The 15842-nt window shown below is 67.9% G+C and carries 12 protein-coding genes; 1 reads left to right on the top strand and 11 read right to left on the bottom strand.

The genetic code is table 11. From position 1 onward, the window contains the following. Positions 1–54: 54 nt before the first annotated feature. The 9 genes from ACZY1F_RS07945 to ACZY1F_RS07905 form a co-directional block, all read right to left on the bottom strand. Entirely contained in the window at positions 55–1587 is a 1533-nt protein-coding gene (locus tag ACZY1F_RS07945) for a carboxyl transferase domain-containing protein (RefSeq protein ID WP_463941220.1), read from the bottom strand. Further along, on the bottom strand, positions 1584–2816 hold the full coding sequence (locus tag ACZY1F_RS07940; RefSeq protein ID WP_463941555.1) for a CaiB/BaiF CoA transferase family protein: 1233 nt from the start codon (positions 2814–2816) through the stop codon (positions 1584–1586). Before ACZY1F_RS07940 ends, ACZY1F_RS07945 begins: the two co-directional genes overlap by 4 nt. Before the next feature lie 41 nt (positions 2817–2857). After that, complete coding sequence (locus ACZY1F_RS07935) at positions 2858–4129, bottom strand: DUF3500 domain-containing protein (protein ID WP_463941219.1); 1272 nt, start codon at positions 4127–4129, stop codon at positions 2858–2860. Further along, positions 4107–5858: an FAD-dependent monooxygenase gene (locus ACZY1F_RS07930; RefSeq protein ID WP_463941218.1), complete on the bottom strand. Its 1752-nt coding sequence runs from the start codon at positions 5856–5858 to the stop codon at positions 4107–4109. Before ACZY1F_RS07930 ends, ACZY1F_RS07935 begins: the two co-directional genes overlap by 23 nt. Continuing rightward, positions 5858–6715 (bottom strand): fumarylacetoacetate hydrolase family protein, encoded by an 858-nt coding sequence (locus ACZY1F_RS07925; RefSeq protein WP_463941217.1) that lies wholly within the window; start codon positions 6713–6715, stop codon positions 5858–5860. The genes ACZY1F_RS07930 and ACZY1F_RS07925 overlap by 1 nt, the downstream gene beginning before the upstream one ends. A gap of 93 nt (positions 6716–6808) precedes the next feature. Continuing rightward, positions 6809–7681: an alpha/beta hydrolase fold domain-containing protein gene (locus ACZY1F_RS07920; protein WP_463941216.1), complete on the bottom strand. Its 873-nt coding sequence runs from the start codon at positions 7679–7681 to the stop codon at positions 6809–6811. Between the two features lie 97 nt (positions 7682–7778). Further along, positions 7779–8756: an alpha/beta hydrolase fold domain-containing protein gene (locus ACZY1F_RS07915; RefSeq protein WP_463941215.1), complete on the bottom strand. Its 978-nt coding sequence runs from the start codon at positions 8754–8756 to the stop codon at positions 7779–7781. Then, the gene (locus tag ACZY1F_RS07910) at positions 8753–9763 is read right to left on the bottom strand and encodes an alpha/beta hydrolase fold domain-containing protein (protein WP_463941214.1); all 1011 of its coding nucleotides are present in this window, start codon (positions 9761–9763) and stop codon (positions 8753–8755) included. The genes ACZY1F_RS07915 and ACZY1F_RS07910 overlap by 4 nt, the downstream gene beginning before the upstream one ends. Further along, positions 9760–12522: an alpha-L-rhamnosidase gene (locus tag ACZY1F_RS07905; protein ID WP_463941213.1), complete on the bottom strand. Its 2763-nt coding sequence runs from the start codon at positions 12520–12522 to the stop codon at positions 9760–9762. The genes ACZY1F_RS07910 and ACZY1F_RS07905 overlap by 4 nt, the downstream gene beginning before the upstream one ends. Before the next feature lie 150 nt (positions 12523–12672). Here ACZY1F_RS07905 and ACZY1F_RS07900 point away from each other — a divergent pair, with 150 nt between their 5' ends. Continuing rightward, the gene (locus ACZY1F_RS07900; protein WP_463941212.1) at positions 12673–13503 is read left to right on the top strand and encodes an IclR family transcriptional regulator; all 831 of its coding nucleotides are present in this window, start codon (positions 12673–12675) and stop codon (positions 13501–13503) included. Between the two features lie 5 nt (positions 13504–13508). Here the strand turns inward: ACZY1F_RS07900 and ACZY1F_RS07895 are convergent, their stop codons facing one another. Together ACZY1F_RS07895 and ACZY1F_RS07890 are read right to left on the bottom strand one after the other, a co-directional pair. Then, complete coding sequence (locus ACZY1F_RS07895; RefSeq protein WP_463941211.1) at positions 13509–14996, bottom strand: glycoside hydrolase family 43 protein; 1488 nt, start codon at positions 14994–14996, stop codon at positions 13509–13511. Beyond that, positions 14993–15841: a nucleoside hydrolase gene (locus tag ACZY1F_RS07890; RefSeq protein ID WP_463941210.1), complete on the bottom strand. Its 849-nt coding sequence runs from the start codon at positions 15839–15841 to the stop codon at positions 14993–14995. Before ACZY1F_RS07890 ends, ACZY1F_RS07895 begins: the two co-directional genes overlap by 4 nt. Position 15842 lies beyond the last annotated feature (1 nt).

Below are 15842 nucleotides of genomic sequence, written 5' to 3'. Positions count from 1 at the left end.
AACGGCCCGGACTTCCTTTGCGGGAGGTCCGGGCCGTTCTGGGTTTCCTGACTTCTAGGTTCCGGGCCGCGTGGCCAGCAGGTCCAGGAAGTTCCGTTCGATCGCCAACCCTGCGCGCCGGCAGAACTCCGCCGGTTCCACAGCGGCATCCGGATGCTCGGCCACGATGTGGCTGACCGCATTGCACTCCTGAAGATCCCGCGCGGTAATCCGGAGACTGCGGGCAAGTTCCGGCGCGCGGGACGTATCGCGGTGCAGGATGGCGCTGGCGCCTTCCGGCGCCAACGGCGCCAGCCAGGCGTGCTGCGCGCAAATGATCCGGTCGGCGGGGAGCAACGCAATGGCGGCTCCCCCGGTCCCTTCGCCAAGAATGAAGGACAGGGTGGGCACGGGCAGCTGCGGGAGGAAGGCAAGGCAGCGGGCGATTTCGCGGGCAAGGCCGCCTTCCTCGGCATCCGCGCTCAGTTCGGCGCCCGGCGTGTCGATGACCGTCAGGAGCGGCAGCCCCAGGTCTGAGGCAAGCCGCATTCCCCGCCGGGCCCTCCTCAATTCCCCCGGACCAATGAGGGACCCGGCTGCCTGGGCGCGCCGGTCCTGCCCCACAACGAGGCAGCGCACGTCGCCAAAGGAAGCAAGCGCCACCACCAAAGGGCTGCCTGCTCCCGGGCGACCCGTTCCAGCCTCGTGTGGCGAGACACCGCCCTCGAGTGGCAGCACGTCATGCGCGGCGAAGGCCAACAGCTCCAGGAGCCCGGGCCTGTCCTCGTAGCGGGAGCAAAGGACGGTATCCCAGGCGTCAGCAGCCGTGGCCGTCAAGGGAGGCTCGGCTGGAAGCGCGTCGACGTCATCCGGCATGCCAGCACCGGAGCCGAACCCCGGCGCGGCCCCGCGCACATACCGCAGGACGCCCTGCAGCACGGAGCGTAGTCCCGCCAAGGGCACCACGGCGTCGACCAATCCATGCAGCGCAAGATTCTCCGCGGCCTGCACGCCTTGCGGAAACGGCTTGCCGTACATGGCCTCGTACACACGTGGCCCCAGGAACCCCAGCAAGGCACCAGGTTGGGCGAACGTCAGGTGTCCCAGCGAGCCCCACGAAGCCATGGCTCCGCCGGTGGTCGGGTGCCGCAGGTAAACAAGGTAGGGATTGCCGGCTGACTTGTGGCGTTCAACCGCGACCGCAATGCGCGCCATCGCCAGGAAGGCTGGTGTCCCTTCCTGCATCCTGGTGCCGCCCGAGGCGGGACTGGCCACAACAGGCAGGCCTTGGCAACGGGCACGCTCCAAGGCCGCAGTAATCCTCGCTGCCGTGGCCAGGCCAATCGAACCTGCCAGGAATGAAAACTCGCCCGCGATGATCGCCACCCGGCGGCCGTCCACCGAGCCAACACCAGTCAGCACGGCTTCGTCCGTCCCGCTGCGCTGCCGGGCGGCGGCGAGCGCCTCGGCATAGCCGGCGTCGAGCCCTGCGTACGACAGGGGTGTGTCCCACGAGTCGTACGAGCCGGGATCCACGATGGCGGCAATGAAGTCGGCTGCAGAAATAGCGGCCGCCTTCCTGGCCAGCAGCGACGTGTCGGTGCTCATGGCTTGCCGGGAGGGTCAGCGGCCAGCCAGCTCCGGATACTGGCACCGTGCCTGTTAAGCAGCGGCGGCGCACTGTGCCCGGCAAGGGTGGTTTCGCGCTCGCCGTCGGCCGAGGCAGCAAAGAAGCGCAGCGGCGGACCCGGCAGCGTGATCCGGCCCAGCACCTCGTGCTCCACGTCAACGGCCAGGCCTTGGGAGTGCACCTGGTCCCAGGCGTAGACCTCGTCCATGGAGCGGACCTTGCCTGCGGGGATCCCCGCGAGCCGCAGTTTCTCGAGCAATTCGGCAGCCGGGTAAGCGGCGAACACCCGCTCCACGAGCTCAAGGGTGGTGCTGCGGTGACGGACGCGGTCCGCGTTCGTTGCGACCCCGGCGGCCTCCGCATCGAGCCCGAAGGCCCCGCAGAACTTCTTCCAGAGCGCTTCGCTGCCTACACTGATCTGCACAGCGCCATCGAGGCAGCGGAACAAGCCGTAGGGGGCAATGGAGGGGTGATGGTTTCCCTGGGCTTCGGGGACTTCCCCGGCCACGCTCACCCGGGTTCCCTGGAAGGCATGGACACCCACGACGGCGGCAAGGAGCGAGGTGCGCACCACCTGTCCCCGCCCGGTCCGGCTACGTTCAAGGAGTGCGGCGAGCAGTCCATAGGCCCCGTACATGCCGGCGAGCAGGTCCGCGATGGGCACGCCGACGCGCTGCGGATCGTGCGGCCCGTTGCCGGTGAGGGACATCAGCCCGGCCTCACCCTGGACGATCTGGTCGTAGCCGGCCCGCCCGCCTTCCGGCCCGTCGTGCCCGAAACCCGTGATGGACAGGATGATCAGCCGCGGATTCAGCTCCTGCATGGCAGATGTGGAGAAGCCCAGGCGGTCCATTACGCCGGTGCGGAAATTCTCAATCACGACGTCGGCCCTCGCCAGCAGTTCCTGCAGCACCACGCGGTCGTCGTGGGATTTCAGGTCCAGGGTGATGGATTCCTTGTTCCGGTTGCAGGACAGGAAGTACGTTGCCTGCGGATCATCCTCGGGACCGACAAAGGGTGGACCCCAGCCCCGGGTGTCGTCTCCGGTTCCCGGTGCTTCGACCTTGATCACGCGGGCGCCCAGATCCCCCAGCATCATCCCGGCGTGCGGCCCGGCGAGTGCCCGGCTCAGGTCCACCACGAGCAAGCCTTCCAGCGGACCGGCGGACAGTTGTCCCGCGGCCTGTTGCTCCTCCTTGCTGGTCAAAGCGTCGGTGACTGCCGCCCCGGGGGCGAGTTCCGCCGTGGTCAACTGTCCTGCCCTTCCGTACCTAAGGCGTCCTGCCGGAGACCGGCCTGCTTGAGCAGTGCCCGGCCGTAATCGTTGCCGTTGGGCGTCCGGACCACCGTGTGGATGTGGAATGGGGCCGGTGTGTCGTTGCTGAGGAAGACCCCGGTGTGGTGGTCCAGTTCCAGGATGACCACGGGGCTTTGGATGCGGAAGTAGAAGGCGTCCCCGCCCTGCCAGCCACCGATCCAGGAGAACCAGGTTTCGGCGTAATGCTCACGGATTTCCCTCAGGCGGGCGGCACGCGGGCCGGCCGGAAGATACGCGATGGAGTCGTCCACTATTCTGTCCAGGCATTCCAGCGCCGCGGGCGCCATCGAGCTGGCCGGAATGCCTTCGTACGGAATCACGCGGTTGTCCTGGAAGCAGCCGGCGAGGTGCCGTTCGTCCCCGGGGTGCAGCCGTCCCTCGGGCATGGCGGGGTCCTGCATGTCCGCAAACACCACCGCGTCGGCGCGGAGTCCGTCCTGCAGCGAGGTCATGAGTTCGCGGGCCCACTCGATGCGTTCTTTGAAGACCCGGACATCCTGGTGCGGACCGGCGTCGACGACGTCCGGCTCGGCGCCCAGGAACACCGGAGAGACCACCAGTTGGGTACCGGCCACGAGGCAGTTAAGGGCCACGTGGTGGCCGAAGAGCTGCCAGCCCCAGGGCGTGGTTTCGGACGGCTCGCCAAACAGCGCAAAGTTGTAGCTGAACTCGTTCATCAGCAGCGGCAGGTCCACCAGGTCGCCCAGGAAGCCGTTGATCCGCATGAGGTTCCGCGCCAGTGCATAGCCCTCGGGGCTCAGGCTCGCTTCAACCACGGACAGCGCGGCGTCGCGGACGGCGGGTTCGAGTTCGTCCAGGCGTAGGCCGGTGTCGTGCTGCATAAACTCCGGGTTGGCCCAGCTCTGCCATTCGTGGGCGTCCGCGGCGTAGCCCAGCCGGCCCAGCTGCTCCGCCGACGCGGCGGCCAGGAGCTTCTCCGCCGCGGCCACCATGCCCGGTGTCGGAGCCTCCTCGCCCGGGCGGGCGAAAGCCAGCGGGAACAGGCCATCCCGGACAGCACCGTCGCTGGTCACCCCGACGAAAGGCTCCGGGTAGAGCCTTTTCCAGCCCTCGATCATGGGTCCGGCGAAGGAATCCTCCTTGGCCAACTCCGCGTAGGACCGTGCATCGAGGCCGCGGAGCTTGGCTACGCGGGGGTGGTCCGGAGCGTAGAGGTAATCACGAAATGACGGCGTTGACATGAGCGTTCTCCTGTATCTCCAAAGGTTCACTCCGGCTCCATCCCGCGGCGATGCGGAGGGCTCGGGCGGCGGCGTCGGCGGAACTTCCGCGCCATGCCACGTGTTGGTCCGGGCGGACCAGCACGGCATCGGCAGCCCACAGTTCGGCGATCGGCAAACCCTGCCAGTCCGGCCCCAAGGCGACAACAGTCAGCGGAATCCGCTGGTCTGCTGCTGCCGCCAGCACGGGCGCGTAGGCGCTTTCGACGGCGGCACCTGCCAGCGCGCCGGCGTCGACGAACAAGGTGAAGCCTTCGCCCAGTGCGTCGTAGATGGACGCTGAATCGTCGAGCCACGCATGCGGAAGCAGCGCGCCGGGGCTGGCCGAGGGGGTATACCGGATGGGGTCTTCCGCCGGCACGGGAGACCCGTCCGGGACTACCAGCGGGGACGCCGCGTAGCTGTAGCCGAGCACCAGTCCCAAGGAATCGAATTCGCTTTGCTTAACGCCAAGGGCTTCGTGGGCGCTGGCCCGGGCGGCGATGCCGTCGGCTCCTACTGCCTCCAAGGCGGGGTCCGCGAAGTGGTAGGCCAGGGCCTTGCCGTTGGCCGCGGCGTCGTTGATGGTGCGCTCGGCCACGGGGCGCCGTTCCAGTTCGTAGCTTTCCAGCAACTGCGGACCGGCCCACCCGCCAAGGATGGCGGCGATCTTCCAGGCGAGGTTTGCTGCATCGCCGATGCAGGTGTTAAAGCCGTGTCCGCCCCAGGGCGGGTTCTGGTGCGCGGCGTCGCCCACCAGGAACACGCCGTCGCGTCCGTAGGAGGGAGCCAGAAGCATGCGCGCAGTCCACGGATCGGTGGCAATAACGTCCACCTCGACGTCAGCCCCCACCAGGGAACGGACCAGGCCCACGGGATCGAGGTCCTCGGTACTGTCCGCGCCCTGGGCATCGACGCCCTGGATGATGGCCCACCACGTCCGGTCCAGGTCCATGCGGCCCACCATGCCGGCGGCACCAGGGCCGAGGACCCAGTACTGTACGGCAGGATCCAGCGTGATGGTGCCGGCGAGGTCGCTGGACCGGAAGAGAATGCTGATGTTGGACAGTGCCGCGGAGCCACCCTCGAACCGCAGCCCCAGGCCACGGCGCACGGTGGAGGAACCGCCGTCGGCCCCCGCCAGGAACGTGCTCCGGACCGTGCGGCGGCCGCCGTCGGAATCTGTGACGGTGACGCGCTGGCCGGTGGCCCCGCCATCACCGGCGGCAGCGCCGGCGACCGCAAACTCTTCCACGCGCAATCCGGTCAGGAGCGACGCGTGGGAGGAGGCCTTCACGGCTTCACGAAGCACCGTTTCGAGCACGGGTTGGGGTACCTGCTGCCCGCATTCGGGCTGCGGCAGGTATCGGCCCGTTTTGAGCTGGAAAGCGTGGGGGAAACGCCGGATTTCGCGGCCCGTCAGCGACGAGCAGAAGATCACATCCTGCGCGAAATCCACCGGCAGCGGGGACGCGGCACGCAGGGCCGCCGCCAGGCCGAGGCGCCGCAGGTGGGTCATGGTGCGCGCGTTGGTGGTCTTGGCACGCGGCCGGTCCTGGTCGATGGAGGTGCGTGGCTCGATCACGATGCTGTGGATCCCCCGCTGTGCCAGGTCCAGCGCCAGGAACAATCCGCTGGGGCCGCCTCCGGAGATGAAGACCGGGATCTCGTCCGGCAGGTCCGCCACCCGGGCATCGTGGATGGCGGTCATCAGGCCCTCGCCCTGAGTCCGGGGTCGCCGATGGGGGTTACCAGGGTGCCCAGCCGCTCAATCTCGACCTCCACGGTGTCGCCGGCCTGCAGGAGCCACTGCGGGGTGCGGGCATAGCCCACGCCCTCGGGCGTGCCGGTGGCGATCACGTCGCCGGGGTGGAGCGTGAAGGTTTGGCTGATCAGCGAGATGATGGCGGGAACGGAGAAGATCATGTCCAGCGTGTTGCCGTTCTGGACTTCGGTGCCGTTGACACGGGTGCGCACCTGCAGCCCGTCGCGGAGATCGCCTGCTTCGTCGCGGCTGACCAGGGGTCCCAGGGGGCCGGTGAAATCGCCGTTCTTGCCAAGGGTCCACTGCGATGTCAGCTTCTGGGCGCGGCGAGCGGTGATGTCGTTGAAGGTCGAATAGCCGAACACGGCCTCTTCTGCGGTGGCCTCATCCGCGGACTCCACCCGCTTGCCGATGTAGGCGGCCACTTCGCCTTCCCAGTCCAGTCCGGCCTCGCCGCCGGGCACAGGGACCGGGACGTTGCCCACGGACAATGACGCCGTCCAGCGGCCGAAGAGAGTGGGGTACGGGGGCAGGTCCTGGTCCTTGTAGCTGCCTTCCGCTGCGTGGGCCTTGTAGTTGAGCCCCACGCAGATCACGCGGGCCGAGGCCGGAACCAGCGGCACCTCGGTGACCTCCGAGCGCTCGCGGCCAGCCGTGGTGTCTGCCACGAGGGCCGGCGTTTTCTCCTGCCAGCGGGCTGCATCGGCCCAGAAATCCGTCACGGACGCCACCGGGAAAACCTTGGTGCCGGTCAGGGCTGCCACCCAGGTGCCGCCGTCGTGGTTAATGCCTATGTACTGCATGTGGGGCCTTTCAGCTTCGCCCGGAGGCGGTTGTCGGTGGTGGGCACGGCAAGGAGACCCATGGGGTGATGCCGAAGCGGGTGGTGCGGGAATCTAGGTGGGGTGGGACTGCCGGCGGAAGAACGAGACGGTTGCGGCCAGGGCTTTCTCCGCCGCGGCAGGGCTGCCGTCCGGAAGGGACCACATGTGGTCCGCACCGTCGATGAGGAGAAGTTCGACGTCGGCGCCGGCCTTCCGCAGTTCAGCGGCCAAGGACTGTGATTGGGCTGCGGGAACAAAACGGTCCGCTGCCCCATGGATCAGCAGGAAGGGCGGGGCGCCGGGGCGCACATAGCTGATGGGGCTGGCTGCCGCCGCCTTCTCGGGTGCGGCGGCCAGGACCGCGCCCACCAGCAGCTCTTCGCGGGAGCCAGGATCGCTGGCCCGCGCGACGGCGTTGGGCAGCGCCTGCTCCCCCATGCGGTTCAGGTCCGTGGGCGGATACCATGCGGCCACTGCGGCGACCCGGCTGTGCTGCTCGCCGGCTCCCCCGGCAAAACCGGTGAGCCCAACAAGGCTGGCAAGGTGCCCGCCAGCTGAGTCGCCCCAGGCGTAGATCCGCGCCGGGTCAACGCCATACTCCCCCGCATGGCTCCTGAGCCACGCCACCGCAGCCTGGGCGTCCTGCAGCTGGGCCGGGAATTGCGCCTCGGCACTCAACCGGTAATCCGCGGAGGCAACCACAAATCCCGCGTCGGCCAGGACCTCGAAGGGGCTCAGGCCAAAGCCGTCGCAAACCGGCCCCAGCGAGGACCGCTCACCCACGCGCCAGCCACCACCGTGGAAATGCACGACGGCGGGGCGCAACTGTCCTTCCGGGACGGCCGGGTGCCGCGCCGCGGGCAGGTAGAGGTCCAGCAGCAGCGGGCGCGGGCCGTCGCCGGTGTGGGCGAACTGAATGCCCTTCAACACCTGGCCTTCCGTCATCGTTGACTCCCTCTGTGCGTCTGCCGGATCCTCGAAGTCCCCGCCTGTTCCTCCAAGAATGTCCGATCGGTGCCCTGACCTGAACCCTCCATTTCAATCATTGAAATGGCTTCGCCGATGCCAGTTCAGCGGCCAGAAAGGACAAGCCCCGTTGGACTACGCCCATGGCTGCGGAATGGTTGAGGTATCCGTGTGTGGCGCCCTCCTCCAGCCGGAATTTCACTGCAGTGCCCGAGTGCCGGAGGCTGTCCGCGTAAAGCTCCGCGGAGGTGCGCAGATCATCGTATTCGCAGGCCAGCACGGCGGCGGGCGGCAACCCGGACGGGTCCGCATTGCCCGGTACGGCGTATGAGGACGCCATCCCCACAGGGCCGCCGATGTAGTTCTCCAACATGCCGCGGCAGTCGTCGGCAGTAAAACGCAGGATCCGGGGAAGCGCCGACAGGACGCCGGAGGCGTCCTCCACCGGAGGCAGCGCCGCGTGCAGGAAGGGATAGGCCAGGAGCATCTTGGCAGGAAGCGGTTCGCCGATGTCGTTCAGATACATGGCCGCCCCCACCGCAAGGTTCGCGCCGGCGCTCGCGCCACCGATGCACAGCCTCGCCGGAACCACACCAAACTCCCGGGCATTCACGGCAGTCCAGAGCCAGGCCGCGAGAGTATCTTCATGCGGCACGGGGAAGTGCACTCCCTCCCGAGCCAGGCGATAGTCCACGGAGAAGACAACACCGCCGGTCCGCCCCACCAGTTCGCGTGCCACTTGGTCGGCTTCGCGCATGTCCAGGTCGCCGCCGCCAAATCCGCCGCCATGCAGCCAGACGAGTCCGGGTACACCGCCATCGGACGCATCAGGCGCTAGCGTGTTGCCGGAACCGTAGATCCGCACAGGCACCGGGCCGTTGGGACCGGGGGCATTGACCGTGCGGACGGGGACGTCCGGGGGCGAGTACGCCAGCCGGCCGCCGCTGAAGGCCTCGAGCCGCGCCGGTCCGGCTGGACCGGCGAGCAACTCGGCGAAAGAGCCCGCGCCGGCCACATGTTCCATGAGGCCAGCCAGTTCCGGATCCAGGCTCACGGCTGGCCGGCTTCGCGTGGCCGGCCGAATTCGCGCCGGAAGAAGTCGACGGCGGCCGCAAGGATGTCATCCAGCTGGTCCTCCGCACCGAAGAAGCAATGGTCGCCGCCCTTGATGGTGACCACTTCGTGCTCTACCCCGGCGGCCGCCAGCGCGGCGGCAAGGAGGTCGGTCTGCTCATGCGGCACCAGTCCGTCGCTGTCGCCGTGGATCAGCAGGAACGGCGGAGCGCCGGGGGTCACGTAATTGACGGGGCTCGCCGCGGCCAGGAGTGCTGGATCGGCTGAGCCGCCCACCAGCATGGGTCCGGGCTGAAGCGGCATCCCGGCCGGCACCGCGGCAGTCATTGCGGGCGGGAACAGTCCTGCGAGCTCGTCCCTGGCCGGGATTTGGGCGAGTGAGGACGTTCCGTAGAAATCCACGACGGCGCTGATGCTGCTGGAGTGCCCCTGCGCACCGAGGCCGCCGTGCAGGTCTTCCCGGTTTCCAGTCAGTCCCAGCATCGCCACCAGCTGGCCGCCCGCGGATTCGCCCCACGCCCCGAACCGGTCCGGATCGACGCCCAGGTCCGCTGCGAATTCCCGCAGGTAGCGGACAGCAGCCTTCGCGTCATGCAGCTGCGCCGGGAACGGCGCCTCCAGGGAATGCCGGTAATCGACTGTGGCGCAGGCGATCCCCGCTTCGTTGAGCAGGCGGAACACCGAATCCGGGGCGAAAGTGGGCGGCAGCTCGCGGCGGTCGCCGAGCTGGAAGGCGCCGCCGTGGACCCACACCACCAGCGGCACAGATTCGGCAGCCTGGCGGGGAAGCCAGATGTCCATCTTGAGCGGCCGGAAGCCGATGGCGCGGGCGTAGGTGACTTCCCTGTGCACTGCGGAGACGTCCGAGACGTGCTCGGGAACGCCCGGCGCGTCAAAGACCGGGAACGGCGGAACCTTCAGGCCGCCCGGCCGGGCAGTGTCGGGCCGCTCGGTTTCGTGGACGTCGGTGGCCTGGCTGAGACTCATGGCGTGCTCCTTACGAGCTCTGGGTTTTCGGTGGTTCCGCAGCTGGTCGCGGCAGTGAAGTGATAAGTTCCGGGTCCGACGACGGCGGCAGGTCCGCCGGGGAGGCGGACTTCGGCGGTTGTCCCCGGCGGTACGGTCGCACTGAGCCGCAGCCCGCCGTCGTCCGTTGTCCACTGCACCGCAATGAGGCCATGCGGGCCGCGATGCCACGTGGCGGCAGAAGTCAGCGCGGCCCCGGGGTGCGGCTCGATGATGATCCGCTCGTAGCCCGCGCTGCCCGGAGCCTGACGCAGGCCCGCCGTGTAGCGGTGGAGGAAGGACACCACAGCACCCTTGCTGTAGTGGTTCAGGGACTGGTGCGGGGTGCCGTCGGCGTCGAGGCCGTTCCATAGCTCCCACATGGTGGTGGCCCCGCGGTCCACCATCGCCAGCCACGACGGTTCCGAGTCCTGCATGAGGAGTTCGTACGCCAGGTCCAGTTCGCCGTTGGCCGCGAGGACGGGCAACAGATAGGGCGTGGCCAGGAAGCCGGTCCCCACGTGCGTGCCGGCGGCCCGGATGAGCGAGACCAGCTGGGCCGTGACAGCGGTGCGCTGCTCAAGGCTGACGAGATCAAACGCCAGTGCGCGGACGCAGTTCGCCTGGCTTGGTTGCGTGACCTGCCCGGCGTTGTCCAGGTATTCCAGTTCCCAGGCATTCCGGACGTCCTCGGAGAGTTCGGTGAGCGCGGCAGCTTCCTTGGCGTGGCCGAGGATGCCCGCAATCCTAGCCATCAGGGCGGTGGTCTTCCGGTAATAGGCGGTGGCCACAATGCCGTGGTCGGCGGTGCGCGCCGCGAAGAGGTCCGGTTCCGGCCCGTCCGGTTCCATCCATTCGCCCCAGTGGAAGCCGGTGTCCCAGAGGTACTGTTCGTGCGGGGCGGGTGTGGGACTGGCAGCTGCGCGCTCCGGATGCCGGTTGGCTTCGGCGGTGGTCCGGACGAAGTCCAGCCAGCGCGTCATCGCTTCCCAGTTCTCCGCGAGGATTTTGGCATCGCCAGTCGCCAGATACAGCTCCCACGGCACCATCACGATCGCGTCACCCCAGCCCGCGGACCCGTTGACGAAGGCCATAAAGTCTGCCGAGGTGGTTTCAGGGCCGGGCGACGGCGAGATGTTGGCGACGACCCCGTTCTCCCACTGGTCCGCGCGGACGTCGTTGAGCCATTTCCGCGAAAAGCCGGTTACGTCGTAGAGGTACGCAGCAGTAGGCACAAACAGCTGCCAGTCCCCCGTCCAGCCGGCCTTTTCCCGCTGCGGGCAGTCGGTGGGGACTTCGCAGGCGTTGTCCCGGAAGCTCCAGACCACAATTTCGTGGAGCTTGTTCAGGCGCTCATCGCTGCAGGTGAAGGTGCCCAGGGGCTCCACATCGGTTTGCACTAGGCAGGCGGTAATGTCTTCCACCGAAAGGTCCACGGCGAGGCCCTGAACGGAGGCGTACTGGAAGCCATGCGTGGTGTGCCGCGGCTCGAACACCTCCCCCAAAGCTCCCGACGCCGTCACCTCGTCGACCTGCCCCGCGGACAGGAAATGGCCCGGGCGGCGGAAGTCGTGCGGGCGGAGGTGGTCCTGGGTCACGTCGCCGTCGGCGTCCAGCGCCTCGCCGTAGACGAGGGTGACCTGTTCCCCCGGCGCGCCCAACCTCGTGAGGCGCACCCAGCCGTGGATGTTCTGGCCGAAGTCCACCACCTGGTGGCCGGTGGCCAGCCGGCTGACGGATACCGGCGCGAGTTCCTCCACAATGCGGGTGGGCGGCGCCACCGTAGCGGTCAATGTTCCGTAGCTGCCGTGACGCACGACGGCGGGACTCCCCGTGGCTGCCTGCTTTCCCGTGAGCGCGTCCCTGTTAAGCCGCCGGAAGTCCACCCGCTGCCCGGCCATCAGGTCGGCGCCGAGGATCTCCGTTCGGGTCACCAGCCAGGACGCATCGGTGCCGATGGCCGTCCTTCTGTTCCCGGACTGGATCTCCAGCTGCGCAAGGAGGGCTGTGTGCGTGCCGTACATGTCGGCGTCGCGCGGGTATCCGAAGCTTCCGCGGTACCAGCCGTCCGTGAGGACCGCTGTGACCGTGTTGGTGCCAGGGTCCAGCAACGCGGTGATGTCGTAGGTCTGGACCTGGAGGGTGGTGTTGTAGCTGGTGGAGCCGGGCGTGAGTTGCTGGTCGCCTACGCGCCGTCCGTTGAGAAAGAGCTCGTAGATGCCGTGCGCGGTAGCGTAGGCGCGGGCGGTCTCCGGGACGGCGTCCAGGGCGAAGGTCTTGTGCAGGGCGTAGCCGGGTCGTTCGCCGGGGGCCGGGGCTTCCGGCTCGTCCGGGCCGATCCATTGCGCCGTCCAGTCCGAGCGGTGCAGGAGTCCGAGCTCCACGGGCATCGCCTCAGACCAGGCGCTTTGAGTCTCCGTGCCGTCGGCGTTGGCGTTCCAGGTCCGCACCCGCCAGTCGAACCGGCTGCGGGACTGCAGCGCCGGGCCCGAGTATGGGACCAGAGCGTGCTGGGCGGACTCCACCCGGCCGGTGTCCCAGCCATTGCTCGCCGTGATGCGGTAAGCGGCCTGCACTGTTGTTTGGGCCGGCCCCGTTCCTTGAGGCAAGGTCCAGCTGAGCCGCGGCCCGGTATTTGTGATGCCCATGGCCTCGCGGAGGTGCTCCACGCGAAGCCGGGCGGGCGCGGTGGGGCTCAGGAGGGTTTCCTCAACGCCGGCGTCGAGACTGGTGGAGGTCATGCAGGAAGCTCCTGAACGTGGGGTGCCTTGGGGTTCCAGCTTCGTTTCCGGCCGGCACTCCCACACAGGCTTCTTTCATTGGTTGGAATGGTATTGTGCTGTAGCTCACGGACTGCGGTCCGAAAGGAACGGCGCAAAGGATCACAGGCCATGACTGTCCAAGCGGACACCGGCTCCACCCCCACCCGCGGGAAGCGGCCCAAACAGGGCGAACCGGTGATTGACCGGGCACTGAGCCTGCTCGCGGTCTTTTCCGACCGCCGTCGGGCGCTGACACTGTCGGAACTGGCCCGCCACGCCGGGATGCCGGCGCCCACGGCGCTGCGCCTGATCGCGCGGCTGGTTGCGTGGGGCGCCCTGGAACGCCTCGACGACGGCCGGTACGTCGTGGGGGTCCGCTTATGGGAGGTCGCGTCCCTGTCGCCGCGGGGCCATGGGGTGCGGGAGATCGCGCTGCCGTACCTGGAGGACCTCTTCGAGGTGACCCGGCACCACGTGCTGCTTGCCGTCCGGGACAACGAGGAGGCGGTGCTGATCGAGCGGCTTTCCTCGAAAGACGCCACCGAAGTGGCCTACCGCGTGGGCGGGCGCGCTCCACTGCGGTCAACCGCCGTCGGTCTGGTGCTGCTGGCCGGCGCGGACCAGCATTTCCAGGAGGCCACGCTCCGGAAACCGCCGGAAAACGAGCCCGGCGTGGACCACATGCCGGAAGGACAGCTGCGCCGCACGCTGTCCGACGTGCGGCGCACCGGAATCGCGATGATCCGCCGCTCAGCCCCCTCGCGGACGGTGTCCGTGGCGTCGCCGATCTTTGACGCGCAGGGTGCCGTGGTGGCAGCGCTGTCCATCGTGGTGCCGGACGGCTCCACGCCGGCCAATGTGCTGGCACCGGCGGTCCGCGCCACGGCTCGCGCAGTCTCGAGGAACCTGGGCCACCTGGCCGAAGTCAGCTCGGACGTCCGGACACATTCGGAAGGGTAAGGGCCTCAGCCCACACCGCTGTACCGCAGACGCCGTACCAGGACCTCACCGTCCACGGCGTAGACGCCGAGGGCCCGGCCGGTGAATGCCTTTGCGGTTTCGAATGCCCAGTGCCTTCCGTCGAGTTCGGCCAGAAGCACCGCGTCCTCACTATCCTCGGCCCCTGCCGCACTGACAAGGAGACGGATTCTGTCGCCGCCGACGGCGCCGGCGCTGAAGTCCCGTGACGGATGGGTTGTCAGGATCGCCAGCTCAATGTCGCCGCGGGAAACTACTGCCTCCCACGTGTGTTCAAAACTGGCCACTACGGCTCGGGCGGTGATCCTGATGGTGTCTCCGTCCTGTTTGGCTTCGATGCCGAACCAGTTGTCCTCGGCGTTGCGCACGGCGACTCCGCCCGTGCCGGAGCTGACGTCGAGCACCGCCCGGAAGTCGACCCCGAGGTGGCGCTGCCGCTGGGCGAGGAAGCTGGGCCGGGCTGAATCCAGGCTGTTCCCTTCGCCCTTGAGAACAAGGCCGTCAGGCGTGCGTGCTGCGAATTCCGAAGGCATCCTGCGCACAGCGATCCACGCAGGGTCCTCCAAGCCTGCGCCACTGGTGAAGTCGTACTCCACCTTTTCCGAATGCGTGCCGGAAAGCTGTGGCGTCCGGGGATGGGGCCAGCCGTCAACCCAGTCCACCGTGGTCAGGAACGTCTCCCGGCCCAGGGGTGAGAAGGCCTGGGTGAGGCCCACTGGACGCACGCCAAGCAGGGCCATGCCTGTGCCGCCGTCGGGAAGTTCGAACAGGTCTGCGTGTCCGGTGTTCTGGACCAGGGCGCCTGTCCCCGCCGCGGTGAGGATGGGGTTGTGCGGCGCGGAGTCAAAGGGTCCTTCGGGCCGGAGGGAGCGGGCGACGGTCACCGCATGGCCACGGTCGGTTCCGCCTTCTGCCGCTATCAGGTACCACCAGTCGCCACGCCGGTACAGGTGCGGCCCTTCAGGGGAGTAGAGCCCGCTGCCGGACCATAAAGGACGTGGCTTTTCGAGTGCTTCTCCGGTGGTGAGCTCCACCCGCACCTGCTGGATCGCGTCGGGGTGCCGGGCAAATGTCACGTACGCGATGCCCTCGTCGTCCCAGGCAAGATCGGGGTCGATGCCGTCCACGGCCTCGATGACGGTCCCGTCGCTCCAGGGCCCGGCGGGGTCGCTTGCAGTGAACAGGACACACCCCCGGCCGCCAAGGAAGACCGAGACGATCAGGTAGAAGACCCCGTTCCGGAATCTGAGGGTCGGCGCCCAGACACCCCCGGGTGTCGGTACGTCGGCCAGTTGGACCTGTTGTTCGCGCGTCGCTACGTGGCCAACAAGCTGCCAGCTTTCCAGGTCGCTGCTGTGGTAGATGGGGAGCGCCGGAAGGTATTCGAACGACGAGGTGGCAATGTAGTAGCCCTTTGGCGTGCTGACTATGCTCGGATCCGGATTGAACCCTGGGAGGATGGGGTTGGACTTCATCGGTTGCGGTGTCTCTCAATCAGTTGCAGTGCCGACGCGCCCTCGAGCTGACGGATGAGGTCCTCCGCCAACTCGGTACTGTCGATTTGGTTGTGGACCACGGTTCCTGGGGAAGGCTTAATCGTGAGGGTGTCGAGGCCCCCAACAAACGGCACGAGGACACTGTCACCCAGGGTCAGCGTTCTGCCCAGCTGCACGAAGGGCGGAACGTCGAGCAGTCGCCCAGCGAGCCAGGAACCTGTCGACGAGGCGTTAGCGAGATCGTTCCTCACGGCATCCACCGCGAAGGTCATCTGTGTGTACTCCTCTAAGGGAACCCGGACAACTGGCATTCCCGACGCCAGGGCTTGCGCTGCCGCCTCAAGGTCAGTATCAGAGTTATATTCGCCGCTCCCGGCTTCATCCAGCGTGCCGCCCACCCACACCAGTACTGCCCTTTCGGCCAGCGCTGGTTCCAGCCGAAGCGCGGCAGCAACGTTGGTCAGCGGTCCTCCACAGAGAACAATGGACCGCTCGAACCGGGCCGAGGTGTCCACGATCGCTCGTGCAGCTGCGCTGACCTGCTCCTCCGTGATCCCGGTGGACTCCGCTCCGGCAATGACCCGCACATCGTGTCGCTCCAGAAGCTCGACGAGGCGCTCGGCGAGCTCCCGCCCCCGCGTGGCTGTGGTTGTTGGGTCCACGCCGGCTGCTGAGGCCAATCCCGGATCCAGTGGCGATGTGGTGACTAGCACGGCTGCATCCGGCCCGGCCCGCAAAAGGATGTGGGCCAGGGCAACGAGGCCGTCAGGGTCGCCGCCGAAGTCGTTATCGACGATCAGCAACTCTCCAGAAGCTTCAGACACA

The organism is Pseudarthrobacter xylosi (assembly GCF_055412765.1).
This window is presented reverse-complemented; position numbering and strand designations above follow the sequence as displayed.

Excerpts from the sequence above, each read along its gene's own strand:
- ACZY1F_RS07945 (WP_463941220.1), bottom strand. The coding sequence starts at position 1,587 with ATGAGCACCGACACGTCGCTGCTGGCCAGGAAGGCGGCCGCTATTTCT.
- ACZY1F_RS07935 (WP_463941219.1), bottom strand. The coding sequence starts at position 4,129 with ATGTCAACGCCGTCATTTCGTGATTACCTCTACGCTCCGGACCACCCC.
- ACZY1F_RS07930 (WP_463941218.1), bottom strand. The coding sequence starts at position 5,858 with ATGACCGCCATCCACGATGCCCGGGTGGCGGACCTGCCGGACGAGATC.
- ACZY1F_RS07925 (WP_463941217.1), bottom strand. The coding sequence starts at position 6,715 with ATGCAGTACATAGGCATTAACCACGACGGCGGCACCTGGGTGGCAGCC.
- ACZY1F_RS07920 (WP_463941216.1), bottom strand. The coding sequence starts at position 7,681 with ATGACGGAAGGCCAGGTGTTGAAGGGCATTCAGTTCGCCCACACCGGC.
- ACZY1F_RS07910 (WP_463941214.1), bottom strand. The coding sequence starts at position 9,763 with ATGAGTCTCAGCCAGGCCACCGACGTCCACGAAACCGAGCGGCCCGAC.
- ACZY1F_RS07905 (WP_463941213.1), bottom strand. The coding sequence starts at position 12,522 with ATGACCTCCACCAGTCTCGACGCCGGCGTTGAGGAAACCCTCCTGAGC.
- ACZY1F_RS07900 (WP_463941212.1), top strand. The coding sequence starts at position 12,673 with ATGACTGTCCAAGCGGACACCGGCTCCACCCCCACCCGCGGGAAGCGG.
- ACZY1F_RS07895 (WP_463941211.1), bottom strand. The coding sequence starts at position 14,996 with ATGAAGTCCAACCCCATCCTCCCAGGGTTCAATCCGGATCCGAGCATA.